Genomic DNA, 21,383 nt, shown 5'->3' with positions numbered 1-21,383 from the left:
CGACCGCGCGGCTCCGGAGGGCTCAGCTCCGGTTGTGCAGGTCTCCGCCTCCCGGCGGCGGCAGCGCGGGCCGCGGCTCGCCGCCGACGAAGGCCGACGGCAGCGACGGCACGTTCTCGCGGCCCGCGTTCGCGATCACGACCGCGATGTACGGCAGCAGCGTGCCCAGGACCAGCGCCACGACCGCGAACGGCCGGTTCACGTTCCACAGCGTGATCGTGAGGACCACCGCGAGGGTCCGCACCAGCATCGAGATGATGTAGCGCCGCTGCCGGTCCCGGACGTCCTCCTCCAGGCCCCTGCGGGCCTGGGTGATCCGGAAGACCGTCGTGTCGGTCTTGCGCTGTCGCCTTCGCATCGTCTCACCACCCGCGACCAGGGTAGCCCCGGCGCGGCCCGTGCGGCGGGCCGGCCGGGACGTCCGGGGTCTCCCTACACGCCGGGGCTGACCGAACTCATGTGGAACTCGGGCACGCGCAGCGCCGGCATCGCCGTGCGGGGGAAGTACTCGCCCCACTCGCGGGAACGGCAGCGCCGCCGGGCGCCCGCCTCGGAGGCCCGGCCGAGCGCGTCGAGCGGGGACTCGTTGAAGCGGAAGTTGTTCACCGCGCCGGTCACCTCGCCGTTCTCCACGAGATACACGCCGTCCCTGGTCAGACCCGTCAGCAGCAGCGTCATCGGGTCCACCTCGCGGATGTACCACAGGGACGTCACCAGCAGTCCGCGCCGGGTGCGGGCGACGAGGTCCTCGATGCCGCCGGTGCCGCCCGCGTCCAGCAGCAGGTTGTCGCCGAACGGCGCGTGCGGCAGCCCGGTCAGCTCCGCGGTGTGGCGGGTGGTCGGCAGCCGGCGCAGCACGCCGTCGGCGATCCAGTCGGTGCGGGCGTGCGGCAGGCCGTTGTCGAACACCGACACGGCCGGGGTCAGCGAGTCGGTCGAGGCCCGCGCGAGGACGAACGGGCAGCCGGCGACACCCGGCGCGGCCGGGTCGCTCCACAGGGTCAGCGGCAGGCCCGCGAGCCGCTCGCCGGCCCGGGTGCCGCCGTCGCGGCCACTGAACACCGTGCGCCCCTGGTGTGCCCGGCCCGCGTCGGACGCCCAGTGCAGGTAGACCACCAGGTCCGCGACGGAGCCGGGCGGGAGCAGCGTCTCGTAGCGGCCCGGCGGCAGGTCGACGCGCCGCTCCGCCCAGCCGAGCCTGGTGGCGAGGCCGGCGTCCAGGGCGGCCGGGTCCACGTCGGAGAAGTCGTCGGTCGGCACGGTCACGTAGGCGGACCTGGTGCGGTCGGGCGACTTGGCGTTCAGCTCGACGTGCCCGGCCGGCTGGTCGTGCCGCAGCCGCAGCCCGGTGGAGGTGCCCAGGTAGGAGGACACCATCCGGTGGCTCGCGAAGCCGAACAGCTCGCGGCCCCGGGCGCGGGCCCGGGCGAACGTCGCGCCGAGCGCGGGCGCGAAGGAGGCGAACACCGCGGATGAGGTCTCGGCCGGCGGCGCCGTGAAGTGCGGGTCCGGGGCGCGGTGGCCGGCCAGGGGGCGGGCGTCCTCGGCGGGCGGCGACTGGCGCGCCGCCTCCTCGGCGGCGAGGACCAGGGGGGCGAGGTCATCGGCCGTGGCGCCGCCGCGGGAGACCACGCCGGACGCCGTTCCCCGGCCGCCGTCGACGGTCGCGACGACCGTGATCCTGCGCCCGCGGGTCTCGCCGTTGGTGGTGAGCGTGTTGCCTGCCCAGCGCAGGTTGGCCGTGGACTCCTCGTCGGCGATGACGACGGTGGCGTCGGCCCGGGACAGTTCGAGGGCGCGTTCGACGGTCTCGTGCGGCGCGCCGGTGCTGCGGGGGGTCATCGGCCGGACTCCTGGGTGGTGTTGAGGATGTCGACGCCGCGGAACACGGCGGAGGGGCAGCCGTGCGAGACGGCGGCGAGCTGGCCGGGCTGGGCCTTGCCGCACATGAACGAGCCGCCGAGCAGGTAGGTCCCAGGACCGCCGAGGGCCTCAAGAGACCCCCAGAAGTCCGTCGTCGTCGCCTGGTAGGCGACGTCGCGCACCTGCCCGGCCAGGCGCCCGTGCTCGATGCGGAAGAAGCGCTGCCCGGTGAACTGGAAGTTGTGGCGCTGCATGTCGATGGACCACGAGCCGCTGCCCACCACGTAGATGCCGCGCTCCACCCCGGCGATGAGCCCGTCGGTGCCCGGGCCCTCCGGGTCGGGCCGCAGGGAGACGTTGGCCATGCGCTGGAGCGGCACGTGCGCGGGGGAGTCGGCGAACGCGCAGCCGTTGGAGCGCTCGAAGCCCGTCATGCACGCGGTGCGCCGGTCCATCTGGTAGCCGACGAGGACGCCGTCACGTACCAGGTCCCAGGACTGGGTGCGCACGCCCTCGTCGTCCCAGCCGGTGGTGGCCAGGCCGCCTTCCGCGGTCCTGTCCGCGGTGACGTTCATGAGCGCGGACCCGTACGCCAGTGAGCCGAGCCGGTCGAACGTGGCGAACGACGTGCCCGCGTACGCCGCCTCGTGGCCCAGGGCGCGGTCGAGTTCGGTGGCGTGGCCGATCGACTCGTGGATCGTGAGGTACAGGTTCGTGGGGTCGATGACCAGGTCGTACCGGCCCGGCTCGACCGGGGGCGCGGCCATTTTCCCGGCCAGCAGCTCGGGCATGCGGGCCAGTTCGCCGTCCCAGTCCCAGCCCGTGCCCGTCAGGTACTCGAAGCCGCGCGCCGCGGGCGGCGCCAGGGTGCGCATCGAGTCGAAGCGCCCGCTCGCGCCGTCCACGGCGACGGCGGTCAGCTCGGGCAGCAGGCGCACGCGCTGCTGGGTGGTGACCGTGCCCGCGGTGTCGGCGTAGAACTTGTTCTCCTGCACCGCCCACAGCCGGGCGTCGACGTGGCTGATGCCGGGCGCGGCCAGGAGCCGCCGGCTCCACTCCGCGAGCCGTCCGGTCTTCTCCGCGTCCGGGACGTCGAACGGGTTGGTCTCGTAGGCCGAGATCCACGTCTGCTCGCCGTGGGACGGCTCGGGCGCCAGCTCGACGCGTTCGCCGGAGCCGGCCGCCGCGGCGATCCCGGCGGAGAGCCTGGCCATCGCCACGGCCCGGGCCGCGACGCGGGCCGCGGCGTCCGGGGTCAGGTCGACGCCGGCGGCGAACCCCCAGCTGCCGCCGTGCACGACGCGGACGGCGTACCCGAGGTCGGTCGCGTCGGCCGTGCCGGCCAATCTCGCGTCCCTGAGCAGCCAGTTGGCGTTCCGGACGCGTTCGAGGCGGAAGTCGGCGTGGTCGGCGCCGAGGGACCTGGCGCGGGCGAGCGCGGCGTCCGCGAGCTGCCGCAGGGGGAGTGCGAGGAAGGTCTCGTCGATGGTTCTCGGCACGGTGTCTCCTGATCCGTAGCCAGGTGCCGCGGGCCGGCGGCGGGAAAGCCCTGGCACGATCATGCCCGCGGGCCGTGCCGGGGCGGCCCCCGGCCCCGGCCGCCCGCGCGGTCCCGGCGCGGTGGCGGGAAGGGGGGTCCCTGTAGGGATTCGACAGGGGCCGGGCGGTCCCCCTGTCACGCCCCGCTTCCTGCGGCGGGCGGGGGGAGGGCTAGCGTTTGTGCGGAGCAACACGAACCGAAGGAGGGTGGTCCCTTGAGCCGCTCGGTACTCGTCACCGGAGGGAACCGCGGAATCGGCCTGGCCATCGCCCGGTCCCTGGCCGACGCAGGCGACAAGGTCGCCATCACCTACCGCTCCGGGGAGCCCCCGAAAGAGCTGATCGAACGCGGCTGCCTGGCCGTGAAGTGTGACATTACCGATCAGGAACAGGTGGAGCAGGCATACAAAGAGGTCGAGGATGTTCACGGCCGGGTCGAGGTCGTGGTGGCCAACGCGGCGATCAACCGCGATCAGCTCCTCCTGAGGATGTCAGAGGACGACTTCACCTCCGTCCTTGAGACGAACCTGACGGGCACCTTCCGGGTGGTCAAGCGCGCCTCGCGCGGCATGCTGCGCGCCCGCAGCGGCCGGATCGTGCTCATCTCGTCCGTGGTCGGGCTCAGCGGCTCCGCGGGACAGGCCAACTACGCCGCGGCCAAGGCGGGTCTCGTCGGCTTCGCGCGTTCCGTCGCCCGTGAACTGGCCTCGCGCAACATCACCTGCAACGTCGTCGCGCCCGGGTTCGTCGACACCGACATGACCAGGGCGCTCGGCGAGGAGCGGCGCGAGGAGATCGTCGGGCAGGTTCCGCTGGGCCGTTACGCCCGGCCCGAGGAAGTCGCCGCCGTGGTGCGCTTCCTGGCGTCGGAGGACGCCGCGTACATCACCGGAGCCGTCATTCCCGTTGACGGCGGATTGGGCATGGGCCACTGAACATGAGCGGACTTCTGGCGGGCAAGCGCGTCCTGGTGACCGGGGTGCTGACCGAGTCCTCCATCGCCTTCCACACCGCACGGCTGGCCCAGGAGGAGGGCGCCGAGGTGGTGCTCACCGGCTTCGGCCGGCTGAGCCTGGTCGAGCGCATCGCCAAGCGGCTGCCCAAGCCGGCACCGGTGATCGAGCTGGACGTGCAGAACCAGGAGCACCTGGACGGCCTCGCCGCCCGCGTCTCCGAGCACCTGGGCGAGGGCGTCGGCCTCGACGGCGCGGTGCACTCGATCGGGTTCGCGCCGCAGGACGCGCTGGGGGGCAACTTCCTGAACACCGGCTGGGATTCGGTCGCCACCGCGGTCGAGGTCTCGGCCTACTCGCTCAAGTCGCTCACGATGGCGCTGCTCCCGCTGCTCTCGCAGCGCGGCGGCTCCGTCGTCGGCATGGACTTCGACGCGCGGGTCGCGTGGCCCAAGTACGACTGGATGGGCGTGTCCAAGGCGGCCCTTGAGGCCACCTCGCGCTACCTCGCCCGTGACCTGGGCGGGCGCGACATCCGGGTGAACCTGGTGGCCGCCGGCCCGGTCAAGTCGATGGCGGCCAAGTCCATCCCCGGCTTCGAGGAGCTGGCGGACGTCTGGAACCACCGGGCGCCGATCGGCTGGGACCTGACCGACCCGGAGCCGCCGGCCCGGGGCGTGGTGGCCCTGCTCTCCGACTGGTTCCCGAAGACGACGGGCGAGATCGTCCACGTCGACGGCGGCGTGCACATGATGGGCGCCTGAGACCCGACCGCGCGGCGGCGCCCGGGGGAGTGCCCCCGGCCGCCGCCCGGCACCCCGGGCGGGCGGCGCGCTCCGCACGCCCCCCGGGGCCCGGCGAGGCTCAGCCGCCGGCCCGCACCGCGAACCGGCGGCAGATCAGCGCGTAGGAGCCGGCCTCTGCGGCGGCCCCCTCCGCGTCCTGCTCCTCGATCGCGGCGACCAGCCTGCCGTGGTCCACGTGGTCGTCCGGCCGCAGTTCGTCGCCGACCTCACCACGCAGGAACGTGCGCACCACCGTGCCCAGGTCCGCGTACAGCGCGGTCAGCACCTCGTTGTGCGAGGCCTTGACGACCGCCATGTGGAACGTGGCGTCCGCCTCGACGAACTGCTCCACCGCGCCCGCGGCCCAGGCCGCCTCGCGCCGTCCGAGCAGCGTCCGCAACTGACTCAGCTCCCGCGCGGTGCGGTGCCGCGCGGCCAGCCGGGCCGCCGCGGCCTCCAGCGTGCTGCGCACTTCGGCCACGTCCTGCGGGTCGGCGTCCGCGAACCTCCGGTGCATCACGCCGGCCAGCTCGCTGGTGGCCACCACGTAGGTGCCCGAGCCCTGGCGGATGTCGAGCAGCCCGTTGTGGGCGAGGGCGCGGATGGCCTCGCGCACGGTGTTCCTGGCCACGCCCAGTTGCTCGACCAGCTCGGGTTCCGTGGGAATGCGCGAGCCGACCGGCCAGTCGCCCGAGGTGATCTGGCGGCGCAGCCGGGTGATCACCTGGTCGGCCAGGGCGGAACGGCGAGGCACGGTCAGTGACATATCTCTCCCGAGCTGTCCGGATCCCTCGGCGAGGGCATTCATCCCATGATTCTATGATATTGTTTCATGGGGTTGACGAAGAACGACGGTACTCCCGGCACGCTCCAGCGGCGCCTACCGGCGCCGCCCCGCGCCCACCGCGCCGCCCCCTGGGTGATCGCACTCGGCCTCGTCCTCACCGCGTTCAACCTCCGCCCCGCCATCTCGGGTCTCGGCCCCGTCCTCGCAGAGGTGCGCCTCGACCTCGGCATGGACGGAACGGTCGCCGGGCTCCTGACCTCGGTGCCGCCGCTGTGCTTCGCGGTCTTCGGCGTCGCCGCGCCGCGCCTGTCCCGCCGCTTCGGCCCCGTCCCCGTGGTGCTGGGCGGACTCCTCGCGATCGTCCTGGGCCTGGGCCTGCGCGCGCTCGTCGGCTCCACCGCGCCCTTCCTCGCCACCACGGCGCTCGCCCTCGCGGGGATAGCCGTCGGGAACGTCCTGATGCCGGTGCTCGTGCTGCGCTACTTCCCCGACCGGGTCGGCTCCCTGACCGGCCTCTACTCCATGGCCTTCGCCCTCGGCGCCGCGGGCGCCGCGGGACTCACCATCCCCCTCACCCGCGCCCTCGGCGACAGCTGGCGCGCCGGGCTCGCCGTCTGGGCCTGCACCGCCGTCCTCGCCCTGCTGCCCTGGCTCGCCGTCCTGCGGCCCGCCCGCCGCCGGGCGGCCGTCGCGGACCCGCCCCCAGGCGACAGCGCACCGCCGAGAGCCGCGCCCGTCGCGCGCGCCGGCGCGGGCCAGGAACGGCCCCGGTCCCCGCGCATGGCCCGTTCCCGCACCGCCTGGGCGCTCGCCTGCTTCTTCGGCCTCCAGGCCACGGCCGCCTACATCACCCTGGGCTGGGCCCCGCAGATCTTCCGCGACGCCGGGGTCCCCGCCGGCACCGCCGGGGTCCTCCTGGCCGTGATCATGGGCATCGGCGCGCCCCTCGGCTTCGTGCTGCCCCGCATCGCCACCCGGCTGCGGCACCAGGGCCCGCTGGTCCTCGTCCTCGGCGGGTGCGGTCTGGCCGGCTACGCGGGGCTCTGGCTGGCCCCCGCCGGCGGCGCCTGGGCCTGGGCGGTGCTCCTCGGCGTCGCCAACTGCGCCTTCCCCGTCGCCCTCACCATGATCGGGATGCGGGCCAGGACCGGCACGGGCGTCGCGCGCCTCTCCGCGTTCGCGCAGAGCACCGGCTACCTCATCTGCGTCCCAGGGCCCCTGCTCGTCGGCACGCTGAACGACGCCACGGGCGGCTGGGACGCGCCCCTCGCGTTCATGGCGGCCCTGCTCGTCGCGCAGTGCGCCGTCGGCTGGTTCGCCGGGCGGGACCGGTGCGTCGAGGACGGCGACTGAGTGGGAAACTGTCCCCATGCCAGCGCTCGACCCCAACCCCGCAGGCGGGCAGCGGAAGCTGCTCCTCATCCTGGGCGCCATGCTCGGGATCAGCGTCGTCATCGCCGTCATCGCCGTCGTGGCCTCCCCGTGAACGGGGCCGCGGCCGGGCCGGGCCCGGCCGCGGTGCCGCGTTCCGCCACCGGGGGTGGGGCCAGCCCCACCCTCCCCTAGGGGGCCAGGTTCAGGGGGGTGTGGGTGGGTCACCGGATGGGCCGCGCGCCCGCGCCCGCATACGTTCGTCCCATACCCCGCACCCGACGGCTGGAGACGAGGCCATGGCACCGAGACCGCACCACCCCGGCGTGAACCTCCGCCTCCGCTGGTGGGCACTCGCCCTGCCCGCCGCGGCCTTCGCCGCCCTGCTGACGCTGCTCGTCTCGGCGGGCGACGCAGGCGCCGCGGCGTCCGGTGAACGGCAGCCGGTGCCCCGCGTCATCGAGCGCATCCACGCGACGCTGACTCCCTGACCGCACCGCCCCCCACCAGGCAGGTTCCGGCGCACGGGATTGCCAACCACCCGCGCTCCCCGGCCCCTTTCGTGCGAAGCTGGGGCACATGAGCGTCGATGTTCCCCGCAGGATCGTTCTTCTCCGACACGCCAAGGCCGACTGGCCGCAGGTGTCCGACCACGACCGGCCCCTCGCCGAACGCGGCCGGAAGGACGCACCCGTCGCCGGACGCTGGCTCGCCGGCGCGGGTGTCCACCCCGAACTGACCCTCTGCTCCACGGCCGTCCGCGCGCGCGAGACATGGAAACTGTGCGCGGCCGAGCTGCCGAAGCGCCCCAGGACCGTGTACGACGAGCGGATCTACGAGGCGTCGCTCGGCGAGCTGATCGCTCTCATCAACGGCACCGACGACGCCGTCACGGATCTCATGCTCGTCGGGCACAATCCCACGATCCACGCCCTCGCCGACGCGCTGGCCGGCGAGGCGGAGGGGGACGCGCACGCCCGGATGAACCGCGGCGGCTTCCCCACCTCCTCGATCGCCGTCCTCTCGCTGACCGGCGACTGGAAGTCCGCCGAGCACGGCGCGGCACGCCTCGTCGCGTTCTGGAGCCCGCACGACTGACCCGACCGGGCGGCGCCGCGGACCGGCGGCTCCCCGCCGCCCGGCCGCCCCGGCCGTTCGCCGGGCACGGCACCCGCGCCGCCGGGGCCCGTGGCCCGGCGCTCAGCCCTGGGCGTCGGCCGCCTCGACCTCTTCGCGCGTGATGCCGAGCAGGTACAGCACGGTGTCGAGGAACGGCACGGACACGGCGGTGTGCGCCGCCTCCCTGACCATCGGCTTGGCGTTGAACGCGACACCGAGACCGGCCGCGTTCAGCATGTCGAGGTCGTTCGCCCCGTCCCCGATCGCCACCGTCCGCGACAGCGGCACGCCCGCGCTGGCCGCGAAGCCCCGCAGCAGCCGCGCCTTGGCCGGCCGGTCCACGATCGGCCCGGTCACGCGGCCGGTCAGCCTGCCGTCCACGATCTCCAGCGTGTTGGCGGCGGCGAAGTCGAGCCCGAGGTGGTCCCGCAGCGCGTCGGTGACCTGGGTGAAGCCGCCGGAGACGACGCCGACGCGGCAGCCGAGACGTTTCAGCGTCCTGATCAGGGTCCGCGCCCCGGGGGTCAGCCTGACCTCCGCGCGCACCTTGTCCACCACCGACGCGTCGAGCCCGGCGAGCAGCGCGACCCGCGCGTGCAGCGACTCCTCGAAGTCCAGCTCCCCGCGCATCGCCGCCGCCGTCACGGCGGCGACCTGCTCCTCGCACCCCGCGTGCGCCGCGAAGAGCTCGATCACCTCGTCCTGGATCAGGGTGGAGTCCACGTCCATGACCACCAGGCGCGGCGCGCGCCGCTGGAGCCCCGAGGCCACCACCGCCACGTCGACCGACCGGGCCGCCGCCTCGGTGGCCAGCTCGGTGCGCAGCGGCTCGGTGGGGACGCCGGAGACGTCGAACTCGACGGCCGTCACGGGATACTTGGCGAGCCGGTTGATCCGGTCGATGTTGCCGCCCGCCGCCGTTATCCGGGCGGCGATCGCCGCCGTGGCCTCGGCCGTCAGGGGGCTGCCGAGCACGGTGACGTGGGAGCGGCCCACCCCGCGCGCCGGGTTGTCGCCCGTCCCCGAGATGATCTCGGCCTGGAGCCCCACCGTCTCGGCCCACGTGTGCACGGTGGCGCGCAGCTCGCCCTCGGAACCCGTCGCCTTGGCCGGCGACGTCACCAGGGCGCACAGCGTGATCCGCCCGCGGGTGACCACCTGTTCGAGGTCGACGAGGTCCACCCCGAAGCCCGCGAGGGTCCGCAGCAGCCCGGCGGTCAGACCGGGCCGGTCCCTGCCGAAGATCTTCACCAGCAGCGTGGGGGCGGCGTCAGGGCCTGCCGCCCCGGCCTCATGTACACGGGTCATGGTGCTTCCACGGTATCGGGTCCGCGCGGCGGCCCCATGACCCGTCCGGTCCCCGGACACGGCACGGAGATGAACGTCACGGGCCCACTGACGCTCTGTACCAGCTCGGTGACATCCGGGGGGCGGGTTCCCGTCGCGGGCCCGAGCCTGGAATAGTTCCCCGCACGACGGTCAACCATTCCCTAGATCTCCGGCGGAGATCTATTCGGGGGACAACTTTGTGGGGCTTGGAGTGCCGGAACTCGTACTCGAATTGAACGGACAGACCTGGACGTTGGATCCCACCCGGTCCTATCGGCTCGGCCGGGACCCGCAGGGGGACCTCGTGCTCCAGGACTCGCGTGTCTCCTGGCGGCACGCCACCGTCCGGTGGGACGGCCAGGGCTGGCTCATGGAGGACCACGGCAGCACGAACGGCACGTACCTCCAGGGGCAGCGCGTGCAGCACGCCGTTCTCGGCCCGGGGACGACCGTCCACCTCGGCAACCCCACGGACGGCCCCCGGCTGAGCTTCTCCGGTGCCGCGCGGGTCCCCCACCAGCAGCAGCACAGCCCCTCGTTCGACGCGTTCGACGCCCGGGCCACCATCATGGCCGGGCAGCCGCCCGCCATGGCACCCCAGCAGCCCGCCGCGCACCAGCCGCCCCACCAGCCGCCGCCGCGGCACCGGCAGGCCGGTGGGAACACGGGCGGCGACCGCGGCGCCACCAGCCTCCACCAACTCGCCATCGGCCAGGTGACCCGGATCGGCCGTGCGCTGGAGAACGAGCTGGTCGTCTCCGACCTCCAGGTCTCGCGCTTCCACGCCGAGTTCCTCGCGCACCCCGACGGCCGCTTCGAGATCCACGACCTCGGCAGCCACAACGGCACCTACGTCAACGGCCAGCAGCTGCCGAAGAACGGCCGCCGCGACCTCGGGCACAGCGACACCGTCGGTATCGGCCACTCCACGTTCCGGCTCGTCGGCAACCAGCTCCAGGAATACATCGACACCGGCGAGGTCTCCTTCTCCGCCCGCCACCTGACGGTGCAGGTCAACAACGGCCGGACCACCATCCTGAACGACGTCTCCTTCGGCGTTCCCGAGAAATCCCTCGTCGGCGTCATCGGACCGTCGGGCTCGGGGAAATCCACGCTGCTGCGGGCCCTGACCGGCTACCGGCCGGCCACCTACGGCGAAGTCCTGTACGACCACAGGAACCTGTACACCCACTTCGCGGAGCTGCGCCACCGCATCGGGCTCGTCCCCCAGGACGACATCCTGCACACGGCGCTCCAGGTGCGCCAGGCCCTGCGGCTGGCCGCCAAACTGCGCTTCCCCGGCGACGTCGCCGACGCCGAGCGCGACGCCCGCGTCGAGGAGGTCCTGGCCGAGCTGAAGCTCAGCCACCACGCGGACAAGCGCATATCCTCCCTGTCCGGCGGCCAGCGCAAGCGCGTGTCCGTCGCGCTCGAACTCCTCACCAAGCCGTCCCTGATCTTCCTCGACGAGCCCACATCGGGGCTCGACCCGGGGATGGACCGCGACGTCATGCAGCTGCTGCGCGGCCTGGCGGACGACGGGCGCACCGTCCTGGTCGTCACCCACTCCGTCGCCGAGCTCGGGCTGTGCGACCGCGTCCTGGTCATGGCCCCGGGCGGCGGCGTCGCCTACTTCGGCCCGCCGGACGAGGCACTGAACTTCTTCGGCTACGAGACCTGGGCCGACGTCTTCTCCGCCTTCGAGAACTACCGCGACTACGACTGGATGGGCCGGTGGCGCGGCTCGCAGCACTACCAGATGTACGCGGCCGACCTCGACGCGGTGCAGCCGCAGGCGACCGCCTTCCAGCCGATGGCCGTCCAGCAGAAGGCGCAGAGCTGGGGCTCCCAGGTGCTCACCCTCATGCGCCGCTACGCCGCGGTCATCATGGCCGACAAGGGCTTCCTCGGCCTCACCCTCGCCCTGCCCATCGTCCTCGGGATCGTGAGCACGTTCGTCCCGGCCGAGGACGGCCTCGGCTACGGCACGGCGGAGAACGGCGGGCGCAACGGCGACGCCAGCATCATCCTCCTCATCCTCGTCGTCGGCATGTGCTTCACCGGCGCGGCCAACGCCGTCAGGGAACTCATCAAGGAACGCGTCATCTACGAGCGCGAACGCGCCGTGGGACTCTCCCGGTCCGCCTACCTGATGTCAAAGGTCTTCGTCCTCGGCACCGTCACCGTCATCCAGGGCGCCATCCTCAGCCTGATCGGCTTCCTGCCCCGGGAGATGCCCGAGGAGGGCGTGCTGTTCACGAGCGCGCCCGCCCTGGAGATGACGCTGGTGCTCATGGTGCTCGGCTGCACCTCCATGATGATCGGCCTGGTCATCTCCGCTCTCGTGCGCACCTCCGAGATGACCATGCCGCTCCTGGTCATGATCTCCGTGGTGCAACTCGTCTTCACCGGCTCCCTCTTCCAGGTGCACGGCAGCCTCGGCGTCGAGCAGCTGGCCTGGCTCATGCCCTCCCGCTGGGCCCTCGCCGGCACCGGTACCACCGTGGACCTCAACGTCCTGACCGCCTCGCCCACCGCGGAACCCGACCCCGACCCCATCTGGAAACCCGAGGCCGGCTACTGGCTGCTCGACGTGTCGATGCTGATCGTCATCGGCGTCGTCTGCGGCTACCTGGTCATGAAGTTCCTCAGGCGGCACGAGCCCGAGGTCATGCGCAAGTAGCCCCTGCGGACCACCCGGCGGGCGCCCGGCAGCGGGCGCCCGCCGCCGCGTCCCCGGGCGCGCCCCACCGGCCCGGCCCGCGCCTCCGCCCCAGGTCGTAGTCCCACGGCCGCACCCGTCACCCACCGCGGGCCGATCCGGCCCCCGCCCCCCGCGGGCTACGGTCTTCCCATGGGCCCCAGAACCGGACTGGCCGCAGTGAGTGCCGCCCTGCTCGCCATGAACCGCACCCTCGCGGTGCGCGACGTCCTCCAGACCATCGTGGCCTCCGCACGTGACCTCCTCGGCGCCCGCTACGCGGCCCTCGGCATCCCGGACGGCAACGGCGGCTTCGCGCAGTTCTTCGTGGCGGGCATCAGCGACCGGCAGTGGAAGGCCATCGGCCCCCTGCCGCGCCAGCACGGCATCCTCGCCGCCATGCTCCAGGACGGGACCCCGGTCCGGCTCGCGGACGTCCGCCTCGACGCCCGCTTCGAAGGCTGGCCGGCCGCCCACCCCGAGATGTCCGACTTCCTCGGCATGCCCATCGCGGACGGCGAGGACATCCTCGGCGCCCTCTTCCTCGCCAACAAGCGCTGCCCTCCCGGCCGCCGCACACCGGGAGTGTGCGCCTTCACCGCCGAGGACGAGGAACTGCTCCGCCTCCTCGCCGAGCACGCCGCCATCGCCCTCACCAACGCGCGGCTCTACGAACGCAGCCGCGAGCTGACCATCGCCGACGAGCGCGCCAGGCTCGCCCACGAACTGCACGACGCCGTGTCCCAGAAACTGTTCTCCCTTCGTCTCACCGCGCAGGCCGCGGCCACCCTCGTCGACCGCGACCCCGCACGCGCCCGCAGCGAACTGCGGCAGGTCGCCGCCCTCGCCGCGGAGGCCGCGGACGAACTGCGCGCGGCCGTCGTCGAACTCCGCCCCGCGGCCCTCGACGAGGACGGACTCGTGGCCACCCTGCGCGCCCAGGTCCAGGTGCTCGACCGGGCCCACCCCGCGCGCGTCACGTTCGACTGCCGCGACACCCGCGCCCTCCCCGCCGCGCACGAGGAGGCTCTGCTGCGCGTGTCCCAGGAGGCACTGCACAACGCGCTGCGGCACGCGGCTCCCCGGCACGTCGAAGTCGTCCTGCTCCGGCGCGGGCTGCACACCGTCCTGCGCATCGCCGACGACGGCTCCGGTTTCGACCCGTCGGCCGTGCGCGCCGCGGGCCGGCACCTCGGCCTGGTCTCCATGCGGGACCGGGCCGCCGCCGTCGGCGGCACCCTCACCGTGGAATCGGCGCCTGGAAGAGGCACCGTCATCGAGATGGAGGTCCCCGGTGGCTGACGCCATCAGAGTCATGCTCGTGGACGACCACCAGGTCGTCCGCCGCGGCCTGCGCACGTTCCTCGAAGTGCAGGACGACATCGAGGTCGTCGGAGAGGCGGCCGACGGCACCGAAGGGGTCGCCCTGGCCGAGGACCTGCGGCCCGACGTCATCCTCATGGACGTGAAGATGCCGGGCACCGACGGCGTCGAGGCGCTGCGGCGTCTTGCGGACCTCGGCAACCCCGCCCGGGTGCTGATCGTGACCAGCTTCACCGAGCGCCGCACCGTCGTGCCCGCGCTGCGGGCGGGCGCCGCGGGCTACGTGCACAAGGACATCGACCCCGACGCGCTGGCCGGCGCGATCCGCTCCGTGCACGCCGGCCACGTGCTGCTCCAGTCCGAGGTGGCCGACGCCCTCCTCGCGCAGGACGAGTCCGGAGGCGCCGGGGGCCGGGCCGGCTCCCTGACCGACCGGGAGCGCGAAGTGCTCGCCCTGATCGCGCGGGGGCGCTCCAACCGCGAGATCGCCCGCGCCCTGGTGCTCTCCGAGAAAACCGTGAAGACCCATGTGTCGAACATCCTTATGAAGCTGGACCTGGCGGACCGCACCCAGGCCGCGCTGTGGGCGGTGCGGCACGGAATCTCCGACTGACCCCGTTACCCCACTCGACCGCCGGACACCAAACGCGGGTTGCCTTCCCGGCCCACATTCATACCGTCGGGTGGATGTAACCCGATCGGCGTAACCCCCCGGGCGGCCGACCGTTGTCCAGGGCACGCCGCGGCGAACGACCGCGGCACCGTGCAAGGAAGGTCTGGCAAGTGAAGAACCTGAAGAAGGCCGCCGCTGTCACTCTGATGGCCGGCGGGATCGCCGCCGCCGGTGCGGGCGCGGCCTCCGCCCACTCCGGCGCCGTGGGCACCGCCCTCAACTCGCCGGGCGTCGCCTCCGGCAACGTCGTCGAGGTGCCGGTGAACCTCCCGGTGACCGTCAACGGCAACTCCGTGAACGTCATCGGTGTCCTCAACCCGGTGTTCGGCAACGCCTCCTTCGTCGGCTGAGACGGCACAGGCCACCGCCGTCCCCACGGGACACTGGGCCGAACGTGCGTAACGGGCAGCACGCCCGTGCCGCGCGTTCGGCCCGCGCGTTGTGCAGCGTGCGCCCTCGTCACCGGCGGGCGTGGCACAGCAACGTCCAGGAGGACCAATCATGAACACTGCCAAGCGGGCCGCCCTCGTCCTGGTCACCGCGGGTACCGTGGCCGGCACGGCCGCCGGCACCGCCGCCGCAGCCGCCGACGCGGGCGCCCAGGCCGTGGCCTCGCCCGGGGTCGCCTCGGGCAACATCGTGCAGATCCCCGTGAACCTTCCGGTCACGGTCGTCGGCAACTCGGTGAACGTCGTCGGCCTCCTCAACCCCACCTGGGGCAACGTCGGCGTCGTCGGCTGAACGAACGGCCACCGGCCGGGGAAGCGACGCGCTGCCGGACGTCAGGGCTCGCCCCGCCCGCGCGCGTCAGCGCCCCTCAGGCGCCCCCGGACCGCCGCCCTCCCGGCCGCGGCCGGGGGCACCTCCGCGTCACCGGCCCGACCCGCGGGTACGGCCCCGCCCGCCCTCAGTCCCGCTGCCGCTCCAGCTCCTCGGCGTACGCGTTGTAGGCGGCCACCCTGGCCCGCCGCGCGGCCCGCTCCACCGTGCGCAGCACCCGGTCCCGCTCCCCGATCTGCGCGGCGCTGACCGCGGCCCCGTGCGCGAGCCGTTCGTCCTCCGCGCTCTCGTCCGCGATCTCCACCAGGGCACCGACCCGCTGCGCGAACTCCAGCACGCGCACCGCTCGCGGCGGGTAGCCCGGCGCGAGCAGCCGCCGCCCCTGCTCCATCCTGACGCGGTACGCCTCAAGGCGCGCCAGCGCCATCGGCCCCGCACCGGCCACGTCCAGCCGCGTCAGCGCCTCCGTCGCCTGCCGCAGCACCTCGGCCAGCTCCCGCTCGGCCTCCCCGAGCGAGGGCACGTCGGCCGGCGGCGCCGCCCGCACCGGCAGGCACCGCCACAGCACCTCGGTCACCACGTCGCCCGCCGGCCCCGCCCGGTGGACCTCGGGAACCAGCCCGAGCCCCGGCCCGGGGCCGATCACCGCTTCCCCCGCCTCGATCGCCGCGGCGTTGAACTCCGCGGGGCCGCTGAGCCCCAGCGGATGCCCGGGCGCGGGCAGCGCGACACGCAGCCCCGCCACGCCGAGCGCCCGCAGCCGGCCGAACGCGAGCGTCAACCCGACCGCCCCGTCCTCATCCGGCAAACCGATGACGCGGTGCACGGTGTCGCCGCCCACGGCGCGCGTCGCGGCCTCGTCCGGTGAGACAAGTCCGGCGAACAGCGCATTGCCCCACGCAGCGAGGCGGCCCGCACGAGGTTCGTCCAGCATGCCCTCTACCTTAGGGAAGCGGACCCAACGAGCCTCCCGCCGCTCCGGGTCCGGCAGCGGTGGCGTAAGTTTTGTCCGACGGCGACTGCAAGGGGAGAGACCGCGCGCATGAGCGATGTACTGGAGCTGGTGGACGTATCCGTGGTCCGCGAAGGCCGGTCGCTGGTGGACAAGGTCTCCTGGTCCGTCGCCGAGGGCGAGCGCTGGATCATCCTGGGGCCCAACGGCGCGGGCAAGACCACCCTGCTCAACCTCGCGTCCAGCTACCTCTTCCCCACCTCGGGCACCGTCGGCATCCTCGGCGAGAAGCTGGGCGCCGTCGACGTGTTCGACCTGCGCCCCCGCATCGGCATGGCGAGCAGCGCGCTCGCCGGCAAGCTCTCGGCCCGCCAGACGGTGCTCCAGACCGTGCTGACGGCCGCCTACGGCATGACCGCGGGCTGGCAGGAGGAGTACGACGAGGTCGACGAGCGGCGCGCCCGCGCGTTCCTGGACCGGCTGGGCATGAACGCCTACCTCGACCGCAAGTTCGGCACCCTCTCCGAGGGCGAGCGCAAGCGCACCCAGATCGCCCGCGCGCTGATGACCGACCCGGAGCTGCTGCTGCTCGACGAGCCCGCCGCCGGCCTCGACCTCGGAGGCCGCGAGGACCTGGTGCGCCGCCTCGGCCGCCTCGCCCGGGACGCGTACGCGCCCGCGATGGTGATGGTGACGCACCACGTCGAGGAGATCCCGCCCGGTTTCACGCACGTCCTCCTCATCCGGCAGGGCAAGGTGCTCGCGGCCGGCCCGATCGGCACCGTGCTCACCTCGGCCGAGCTCTCGCACTGCTTCGGCCTGCCCCTCGTCGTCGAGCGCCAGGGCGACCGCTGGACCGCCCAGGGGCTGCCGCTCGGCTGACACCGCGGGCTCGCGGGCCTGTTCCGTGGCGTGCCCGCGGATCTACCATGAGTCGGTGGACTTCTGGGTGTGGTGGCTCGTCGCCGCCGGAGGATTCTCGATCGCTCTCGTTCTGACCGCCATGCCGGAGCTCGGCATGCTGGCCGCCGGGGCCGTCGCGGGCGCCCTCGCGGCCGGCGTCACGGACTCCGTCGCCGTGCAGGTCGTGGTGTTCGCCGTCGTCTCCACCGCGCTGATCGCCGTCGTCCGGCCCATCGCGCGCCGCTCGCGCGTGCAGCCGCCCGCGCTCAGATCGGGTCCCGACGCGCTCATGGGCAAGTCGGCGGTCGTGCTCGAACGCGTCGACGCGCGCAACGGGCGCATCAAGCTCGCCGGGGAGGTCTGGTCGGCGCGGGCGCTCGGGGAGGGCGACTCCTACGAGCCGGGCAGCCAGGTCAGCGTTGTCGAGATCGACGGGGCCACCGCCGTCGTGATGTGATGGCCCGGTCGCCACATCGACAATTCAATTGTCCGAACTCGTCTAGTCGCAGGGGGAGTACACGATGGACGCCATCATCATCGTGCTGATCATCCTGGTGGTGCTGGTCGTCATCGCTCTCGTCCAGACCATCCAGGTGATCCAGCAGGCGAGCGCCGCCATCGTCGAGCGCTTCGGGCGCTACACCAGGACGCTGAACGCCGGCCTCAACATCGTCGTCCCGTTCATCGACCGCATCCGCAACCGCATCGACCTCCGCGAGCAGGTCGTGCCCTTCCCGCCCCAGCCGGTGATCACCCAGGACAACCTCGTGGTGAACATCGACACCGTCATCTACTACCAGGTGACCGACGCCCGGGCGGCCACCTACGAGGTCTCCAACTACATCCAGGCCATCGAGCAGCTGACGGTCACCACACTGCGGAACATCATCGGCGGCATGGACCTGGAACGGACCCTGACCTCGCGCGAGGAGATCAACGCCGCCCTGCGCGGCGTCCTCGACGAGGCCACGGGCAAGTGGGGCATCCGCGTCAACCGCGTCGAGCTGAAGGCCATCGAGCCGCCCACCTCCATCCAGGACTCGATGGAGAAGCAGATGCGCGCCGACCGCGACAAGCGCGCCGCGATCCTCCAGGCCGAGGGTGTCCGCCAGTCGGAGATCCTCCAGGCCGAGGGCGCCAAGCAGTCCGAGATCCTCCGCGCCGAGGGTGACGCGAAGGCCGCCGCGCTGCGCGCCGAGGGCGAGGCCCAGGCGATCCGCACGGTCTTCGAGGCCATCCACGCCGGCGACGCCGACCAGAAGCTGCTCTCCTACCAGTACGTCCAGATGCTGCCGAAGATCGCGGAAGGCGACTCCAACAAGCTCTGGATCGTGCCCAGCGAGATCGGCGAGGCGCTCAAGGGGCTGGGCGGCAACCTCAGCCGCTTCACCGCGCCCAACGGCGGCGGCACCCCGGGCGGACCGTCCGCGGGCGACGCCCTCGACAAGCCGGCCCGCCGCGAGCAGCCGCGCATCGAGTAGGGCGCACGCGTCAGCGAAACGCCGGTGCCCGCCCCGCGATCCGCGGGGCGGGCACCGTTGCGTTCCGGGCGGGGCCCGGCCGTTGTCACGCGGACGCCGCGGCCCCCGGCAGCGGCAGCCAGTCGGGCAGCTGGTCCCCGCCGGTGGCCCCGACCGCGAGCAGCAGCGCGTCCGCGGGCGTGGGCTCGAACGGCTGGGCCAGCAGGCGCATGCCCGCCTGGGCCGGCGTCCTGGCGGCCTTCCTGTGATTGTCCTCGGCGCACGCCGCGACCGTGTTCAGCCACGTGTCCCCGCCGCCCTGCGACTTGGGCACCACGTGATCGATCGTCGTGGCCCTGCGCCCGCAGTACGCGCACCGGTGCCGGTCGCGCACGAGCACGCCGCGCCGCGACCACGGCGCCCGTTGTCGGAACGGCACCTTGACGAACCGCCGCAGCCTGATCACCTGCGGTACCGGGAGGTCGACAGCCGCCGCACGCACGCGCAGCCCGGGGTGGGACTGCTCCACGATGGCCTTGTGCTGGATCACCAGGACCACGGCACGCCGCAGGGACACCGTCGACAAGGGTTCGTAGCTCGCGTTCAGCACGAGGGTCTGCCGCATCCCGCCCACCTCCCGTTGTGCCCCGCCCCGCGGCGGGCTGGCTCCACTGTGCCGGGGGCCTGCCGGGCGGACAATGCAATTTCCCGGCGCGGTGGGGGAAGAGGAGGCGAACGGGAGGTGACGGCGGGACCTGCGACAACGGGCGGCGCGAGCCCGCGTCGCGCGTGCGTCAGCCCTCGGCCGGGACCTCGTACTCGCCGATCACCTGGCCCCGGCCGATCGCGTGGAACCGCAGCATGAAACCGACCTGGGCCGGAGTGGCGTTCCCGTCCGGGCCCAACTGCTCGGCGTCCACGGCGTACACGGTGAAGACGTACCGGTGCGGACCGTCCCCGGGCGGCGGCGCCGCGCCGCCGAAGTCGCGCGTGCCGTAGTCGTTGCGCACGTGCACGGCCCCGGCCGGCAGGCCCGGCTTCTCGCCGCTGCCCGCGCCGGCCGGGAGCTCCGAGACGTCGGACGGGATGTTGAAGACCACCCAGTGCCAGAACCCGCTTCCGGTCGGCGCGTCCGGGTCGTAGCAGGTGACCGCGTAGCTCTTGGTGCCCTCGGGGGCGCCGGACCAGCGCAGGTGCGGCGAGGTGTTGCCCGCCGCGAACACCTGCTCGTCCTTCAGCCGCCCGCCGTCCGGCACGTCGTCGCTGACGACCGTGACGGGGGCCACCGGCGGGTGGAAGTCATGGGGGAGCGGACGCCGCCGCGGCTCGGACATGACGAGACCTCCTGCTGTTCCGGGTTCTCCTCCCGTCTGCCGGGAGGAGCGCTTGCCGGCGCTAGCCTAGTGAGACGGGAGAGAACATGGTCAGCGACGAAGGCCCACCGCAGGACACGGTCGCCGGTGTCCTCGACGGCTCGCGCCCGCCCGGCGTCCACCGCTGGTCCGCGGACGCCTCGGCGGTCGACGGCGCCCGCCGCGCGGCGCGCCGCGCCGGCTGGCACGTGGCGGTCCTGCCGGCGGGGGAAGCGGTGGACAAGCGTTCGTTCCTCGCTCTCTGCGCGGACGCCCTCGACCTGCCGGACTGGTTCGGCCGCAACTGGGACGCGCTGCACGACTGCCTGACCGACCTCTCGTGGTGGGGCACCCCGCGCGGGTACCTGCTCATCGCCCGCGGCTGGAGCGTGCTGGAGCGGACGGCACCCGACGTCGCGGCGACCGCGGGACTTATCGTCGAGGAGAGCGTGGTCCACTGGCGGTCCCGCCCGACCCCGATGTCCGTGCTGCTCGAAGGATGACCGTCCCCAGGGGGAGGAATGACAACCGATCCGAACGAACCGCTGCCCCGGGGCTTCTTCGACCGGCCCGTCCTGGACGTCGCCCCCGATCTGCTCGGTCGCACGCTGGTCCGCGTCCTGCCCGAGGGGGAGATCGTCCTGCGCCTGACCGAGGTCGAGGCGTACGCCGGGGAAGTGGATCCCGGCTCGCACGCCTACCGGGGGCGCACCCGGCGCAACGCGACGATGTACGGCCCGCCGGGCCACTCCTACGTCTACTTCACCTACGGCATGTGGCACTGCGTCAACCTGGTCTGCGGACCGGCCGGGCACGCGAGCGGGGTGCTCCTGCGGGCCGCGGAGGTCGTCTCCGGCGTGGAACTCGCGAGGCGCCGCCGGCCCAGGTCCCGCGGCGACGCGGAGCTGGCGCGGGGTCCTGCCCGCCTCGCGACCGCGCTCGACGTGGACCTGGGCATGGACGGCACGGACGTGTGCGGCGGCGCGGCGGGAGCCGCGCTGCGCGTCCTGCGGGGAACGCCGGTGCCGCGCGGGCGGATCAGCAGCGGTCCGCGCACGGGGGTCGGGGGCGAGGGGGCCACGCAGCCGTGGCGGTTCTGGATCACCGACGACCCCACGGTGAGTCCGTACCGGGCCCACAAGCCCCGGCGGCGGGCGGCGCGACTTGACGCGTCACAGGACGGGTCGTAATGTTGGTCGAGTCGCCCAAGACGGAGGCCGGTACACCAGCTGCCACAGGCAGGCTGGGACGGCTCCAGGGCGGACCACGACAAGCACTGACTTCCCCCGCAGGGGCGTTTTCGGTTCCCCGAAAACAATCCGACGGGCACGGATTAGGAAATAGCCAGGAAGTCGGCTAACGTAGTGGACACAGCGAAGGGAAGCGCCCGGAGGGTCCTGAGAGGGATTCGAAGGAAGCGTCCGTTCCTTGAGAACTCAACAGCGCACCAAAAGTCAACGCCAGTTTTTTTGAGGCAAGACAAGCAGTTCATG

The 21,383-nt window shown here is 73.2% G+C and carries 24 protein-coding genes; 16 read left to right on the top strand and 8 right to left on the bottom strand.

Annotated features, from left to right (window positions below):
- Positions 1 to 22: 22 nt before the first annotated feature.
- From LC193_RS04025 to LC193_RS04015, 3 genes are all read right to left on the bottom strand, one after another.
- Positions 23 to 358: a DUF3099 domain-containing protein gene (locus tag LC193_RS04025; protein ID WP_226071628.1), complete on the bottom strand. Its 336-nt coding sequence runs from the start codon at positions 356 to 358 to the stop codon at positions 23 to 25.
- A 74-nt stretch (positions 359 to 432) separates the two neighbouring features.
- Positions 433 to 1,842 carry a metallopeptidase TldD-related protein gene (locus tag LC193_RS04020; protein WP_226071626.1) on the bottom strand — a complete coding sequence of 470 codons (1,410 nt, stop codon included), beginning with the start codon at positions 1,840 to 1,842 and terminating at the stop codon, positions 433 to 435.
- Positions 1,839 to 3,362, bottom strand: a complete 1,524-nt coding sequence (locus LC193_RS04015) for a TldD/PmbA family protein (RefSeq protein ID WP_226071624.1) — start codon at positions 3,360 to 3,362, stop codon at positions 1,839 to 1,841. The genes LC193_RS04020 and LC193_RS04015 overlap by 4 nt, the downstream gene beginning before the upstream one ends.
- Positions 3,363 to 3,617: 255 nt before the next feature.
- Between LC193_RS04015 and fabG the strand changes: the two genes are divergently transcribed.
- The gene (gene fabG, locus LC193_RS04010) at positions 3,618 to 4,337 is read left to right on the top strand and encodes a 3-oxoacyl-[acyl-carrier-protein] reductase (RefSeq protein ID WP_226071623.1); all 720 of its coding nucleotides are present in this window, start codon (positions 3,618 to 3,620) and stop codon (positions 4,335 to 4,337) included.
- A 2-nt stretch (positions 4,338 to 4,339) separates the two neighbouring features.
- Positions 4,340 to 5,119 carry an enoyl-ACP reductase FabI gene (gene fabI, locus LC193_RS04005; RefSeq protein WP_226071622.1) on the top strand — a complete coding sequence of 260 codons (780 nt, stop codon included), beginning with the start codon at positions 4,340 to 4,342 and terminating at the stop codon, positions 5,117 to 5,119.
- A 100-nt stretch (positions 5,120 to 5,219) separates the two neighbouring features.
- Here the strand turns inward: fabI and LC193_RS04000 are convergent, their stop codons facing one another.
- A complete protein-coding gene (locus tag LC193_RS04000; protein ID WP_226071620.1) occupies positions 5,220 to 5,906 on the bottom strand; it encodes a FadR/GntR family transcriptional regulator in 687 nt (228 codons plus the stop codon).
- A 66-nt stretch (positions 5,907 to 5,972) separates the two neighbouring features.
- On the opposite strand from LC193_RS04000, the gene LC193_RS03995 reads away from it, so the two are divergent.
- The 4 genes from LC193_RS03995 (at position 5,973) to LC193_RS03985 (ending at position 8,396) form a co-directional block, all read left to right on the top strand.
- Positions 5,973 to 7,280, top strand: coding sequence for a CynX/NimT family MFS transporter (locus LC193_RS03995; protein WP_226071619.1), 1,308 nt, complete (start codon positions 5,973 to 5,975; stop codon positions 7,278 to 7,280).
- A gap of 16 nt (positions 7,281 to 7,296) precedes the next feature.
- A complete protein-coding gene (locus LC193_RS28910) occupies positions 7,297 to 7,413 on the top strand; it encodes an SGM_5486 family transporter-associated protein (protein WP_264086253.1) in 117 nt (38 codons plus the stop codon).
- Positions 7,414 to 7,597: 184 nt separating this feature from the next.
- Positions 7,598 to 7,789 carry a hypothetical protein gene (locus LC193_RS03990; RefSeq protein WP_226071618.1) on the top strand — a complete coding sequence of 64 codons (192 nt, stop codon included), beginning with the start codon at positions 7,598 to 7,600 and terminating at the stop codon, positions 7,787 to 7,789.
- Between the two features lie 88 nt (positions 7,790 to 7,877).
- Positions 7,878 to 8,396 (top strand): SixA phosphatase family protein, encoded by a 519-nt coding sequence (locus LC193_RS03985; protein ID WP_226071617.1) that lies wholly within the window; start codon positions 7,878 to 7,880, stop codon positions 8,394 to 8,396.
- 102 nt (positions 8,397 to 8,498) lie between these two features.
- On the opposite strand, the gene serB is transcribed toward LC193_RS03985, so the two are convergent.
- A complete protein-coding gene (gene serB, locus LC193_RS03980) occupies positions 8,499 to 9,725 on the bottom strand; it encodes a phosphoserine phosphatase SerB (protein WP_226071615.1) in 1,227 nt (408 codons plus the stop codon).
- A 232-nt stretch (positions 9,726 to 9,957) separates the two neighbouring features.
- Here serB and LC193_RS03975 point away from each other — a divergent pair, with 232 nt between their 5' ends.
- The 5 genes from LC193_RS03975 to LC193_RS03955 all read left to right on the top strand — a co-directional run bounded on the left by LC193_RS03975 (position 9,958) and on the right by LC193_RS03955 (position 15,184).
- Positions 9,958 to 12,429, top strand: coding sequence for an FHA domain-containing protein (locus LC193_RS03975; RefSeq protein WP_226071614.1), 2,472 nt, complete (start codon positions 9,958 to 9,960; stop codon positions 12,427 to 12,429).
- Between the two features lie 171 nt (positions 12,430 to 12,600).
- Complete coding sequence (locus LC193_RS03970; RefSeq protein WP_226071609.1) at positions 12,601 to 13,749, top strand: GAF domain-containing sensor histidine kinase; 1,149 nt, start codon at positions 12,601 to 12,603, stop codon at positions 13,747 to 13,749.
- The gene (locus tag LC193_RS03965) at positions 13,742 to 14,383 is read left to right on the top strand and encodes a response regulator (protein ID WP_226071608.1); all 642 of its coding nucleotides are present in this window, start codon (positions 13,742 to 13,744) and stop codon (positions 14,381 to 14,383) included. The genes LC193_RS03970 and LC193_RS03965 overlap by 8 nt, the downstream gene beginning before the upstream one ends.
- 170 nt (positions 14,384 to 14,553) lie before the next feature.
- Positions 14,554 to 14,793 carry a chaplin gene (locus LC193_RS03960; RefSeq protein ID WP_226071606.1) on the top strand — a complete coding sequence of 80 codons (240 nt, stop codon included), beginning with the start codon at positions 14,554 to 14,556 and terminating at the stop codon, positions 14,791 to 14,793.
- A gap of 151 nt (positions 14,794 to 14,944) precedes the next feature.
- On the top strand, positions 14,945 to 15,184 hold the full coding sequence (locus tag LC193_RS03955) for a chaplin family protein (protein WP_226071605.1): 240 nt from the start codon (positions 14,945 to 14,947) through the stop codon (positions 15,182 to 15,184).
- 166 nt (positions 15,185 to 15,350) lie between these two features.
- Here the strand turns inward: LC193_RS03955 and LC193_RS03950 are convergent, their stop codons facing one another.
- Positions 15,351 to 16,157, bottom strand: a complete 807-nt coding sequence (locus tag LC193_RS03950; RefSeq protein WP_226071604.1) for a hypothetical protein — start codon at positions 16,155 to 16,157, stop codon at positions 15,351 to 15,353.
- 108 nt (positions 16,158 to 16,265) lie between these two features.
- On the opposite strand from LC193_RS03950, the gene LC193_RS03945 reads away from it, so the two are divergent.
- The 3 genes from LC193_RS03945 to LC193_RS03935 all read left to right on the top strand — a co-directional run bounded on the left by LC193_RS03945 (position 16,266) and on the right by LC193_RS03935 (position 18,559).
- Positions 16,266 to 17,057 (top strand): ABC transporter ATP-binding protein, encoded by a 792-nt coding sequence (locus tag LC193_RS03945; RefSeq protein ID WP_226071602.1) that lies wholly within the window; start codon positions 16,266 to 16,268, stop codon positions 17,055 to 17,057.
- 55 nt (positions 17,058 to 17,112) lie between these two features.
- Positions 17,113 to 17,535: an NfeD family protein gene (locus tag LC193_RS03940; RefSeq protein WP_226071601.1), complete on the top strand. Its 423-nt coding sequence runs from the start codon at positions 17,113 to 17,115 to the stop codon at positions 17,533 to 17,535.
- 64 nt (positions 17,536 to 17,599) lie between these two features.
- On the top strand, positions 17,600 to 18,559 hold the full coding sequence (locus LC193_RS03935; protein WP_226071600.1) for an SPFH domain-containing protein: 960 nt from the start codon (positions 17,600 to 17,602) through the stop codon (positions 18,557 to 18,559).
- Between the two features lie 85 nt (positions 18,560 to 18,644).
- On the opposite strand, the gene LC193_RS03930 is transcribed toward LC193_RS03935, so the two are convergent.
- A complete protein-coding gene (locus tag LC193_RS03930; RefSeq protein WP_226071599.1) occupies positions 18,645 to 19,163 on the bottom strand; it encodes an HNH endonuclease in 519 nt (172 codons plus the stop codon).
- A 169-nt stretch (positions 19,164 to 19,332) separates the two neighbouring features.
- Entirely contained in the window at positions 19,333 to 19,872 is a 540-nt protein-coding gene (locus tag LC193_RS03925) for a YbhB/YbcL family Raf kinase inhibitor-like protein (protein ID WP_226071598.1), read from the bottom strand.
- A gap of 86 nt (positions 19,873 to 19,958) precedes the next feature.
- On the opposite strand from LC193_RS03925, the gene LC193_RS03920 reads away from it, so the two are divergent.
- Entirely contained in the window at positions 19,959 to 20,393 is a 435-nt protein-coding gene (locus LC193_RS03920; protein WP_226071596.1) for a barstar family protein, read from the top strand.
- Between the two features lie 18 nt (positions 20,394 to 20,411).
- Positions 20,412 to 21,080 (top strand): DNA-3-methyladenine glycosylase, encoded by a 669-nt coding sequence (locus tag LC193_RS03915; protein ID WP_226071595.1) that lies wholly within the window; start codon positions 20,412 to 20,414, stop codon positions 21,078 to 21,080.
- The last annotated feature ends 303 nt before the right edge of the window (positions 21,081 to 21,383 follow it).

The sequence above is a fragment of the Streptomyces marincola genome, from assembly GCF_020410765.1.
Classification (GTDB): Bacteria; Actinomycetota; Actinomycetes; order Streptomycetales; family Streptomycetaceae; genus Streptomyces; species Streptomyces marincola.
The sequence above is the reverse complement of the archived record's forward strand: the minus strand, read 5'-3'. Positions and strand labels throughout refer to the sequence as shown.

What these genes read in the sequence shown, in the direction of transcription:
- LC193_RS04025 (WP_226071628.1), bottom strand. Translation starts at nt 358, where the DNA reads ATGCGAAGGCGACAGCGCAAGACCGACACGACGGTCTTCCGGATCACC.
- LC193_RS04020 (WP_226071626.1), bottom strand. Translation starts at nt 1,842, where the DNA reads ATGACCCCCCGCAGCACCGGCGCGCCGCACGAGACCGTCGAACGCGCC.
- fabI (WP_226071622.1), top strand. Translation starts at nt 4,340, where the DNA reads ATGAGCGGACTTCTGGCGGGCAAGCGCGTCCTGGTGACCGGGGTGCTG.
- LC193_RS04000 (WP_226071620.1), bottom strand. Translation starts at nt 5,906, where the DNA reads ATGTCACTGACCGTGCCTCGCCGTTCCGCCCTGGCCGACCAGGTGATC.
- LC193_RS03995 (WP_226071619.1), top strand. Translation starts at nt 5,973, where the DNA reads ATGGGGTTGACGAAGAACGACGGTACTCCCGGCACGCTCCAGCGGCGC.
- LC193_RS28910 (WP_264086253.1), top strand. Translation starts at nt 7,297, where the DNA reads ATGCCAGCGCTCGACCCCAACCCCGCAGGCGGGCAGCGGAAGCTGCTC.
- LC193_RS03990 (WP_226071618.1), top strand. Translation starts at nt 7,598, where the DNA reads ATGGCACCGAGACCGCACCACCCCGGCGTGAACCTCCGCCTCCGCTGG.
- LC193_RS03985 (WP_226071617.1), top strand. Translation starts at nt 7,878, where the DNA reads ATGAGCGTCGATGTTCCCCGCAGGATCGTTCTTCTCCGACACGCCAAG.
- serB (WP_226071615.1), bottom strand. Translation starts at nt 9,725, where the DNA reads ATGACCCGTGTACATGAGGCCGGGGCGGCAGGCCCTGACGCCGCCCCC.
- LC193_RS03970 (WP_226071609.1), top strand. Translation starts at nt 12,601, where the DNA reads ATGGGCCCCAGAACCGGACTGGCCGCAGTGAGTGCCGCCCTGCTCGCC.
- LC193_RS03955 (WP_226071605.1), top strand. Translation starts at nt 14,945, where the DNA reads ATGAACACTGCCAAGCGGGCCGCCCTCGTCCTGGTCACCGCGGGTACC.
- LC193_RS03950 (WP_226071604.1), bottom strand. Translation starts at nt 16,157, where the DNA reads ATGCTGGACGAACCTCGTGCGGGCCGCCTCGCTGCGTGGGGCAATGCG.
- LC193_RS03945 (WP_226071602.1), top strand. Translation starts at nt 16,266, where the DNA reads ATGAGCGATGTACTGGAGCTGGTGGACGTATCCGTGGTCCGCGAAGGC.
- LC193_RS03935 (WP_226071600.1), top strand. Translation starts at nt 17,600, where the DNA reads ATGGACGCCATCATCATCGTGCTGATCATCCTGGTGGTGCTGGTCGTC.
- LC193_RS03930 (WP_226071599.1), bottom strand. Translation starts at nt 19,163, where the DNA reads ATGCGGCAGACCCTCGTGCTGAACGCGAGCTACGAACCCTTGTCGACG.
- LC193_RS03925 (WP_226071598.1), bottom strand. Translation starts at nt 19,872, where the DNA reads ATGTCCGAGCCGCGGCGGCGTCCGCTCCCCCATGACTTCCACCCGCCG.
- LC193_RS03920 (WP_226071596.1), top strand. Translation starts at nt 19,959, where the DNA reads ATGGTCAGCGACGAAGGCCCACCGCAGGACACGGTCGCCGGTGTCCTC.
- LC193_RS03915 (WP_226071595.1), top strand. Translation starts at nt 20,412, where the DNA reads ATGACAACCGATCCGAACGAACCGCTGCCCCGGGGCTTCTTCGACCGG.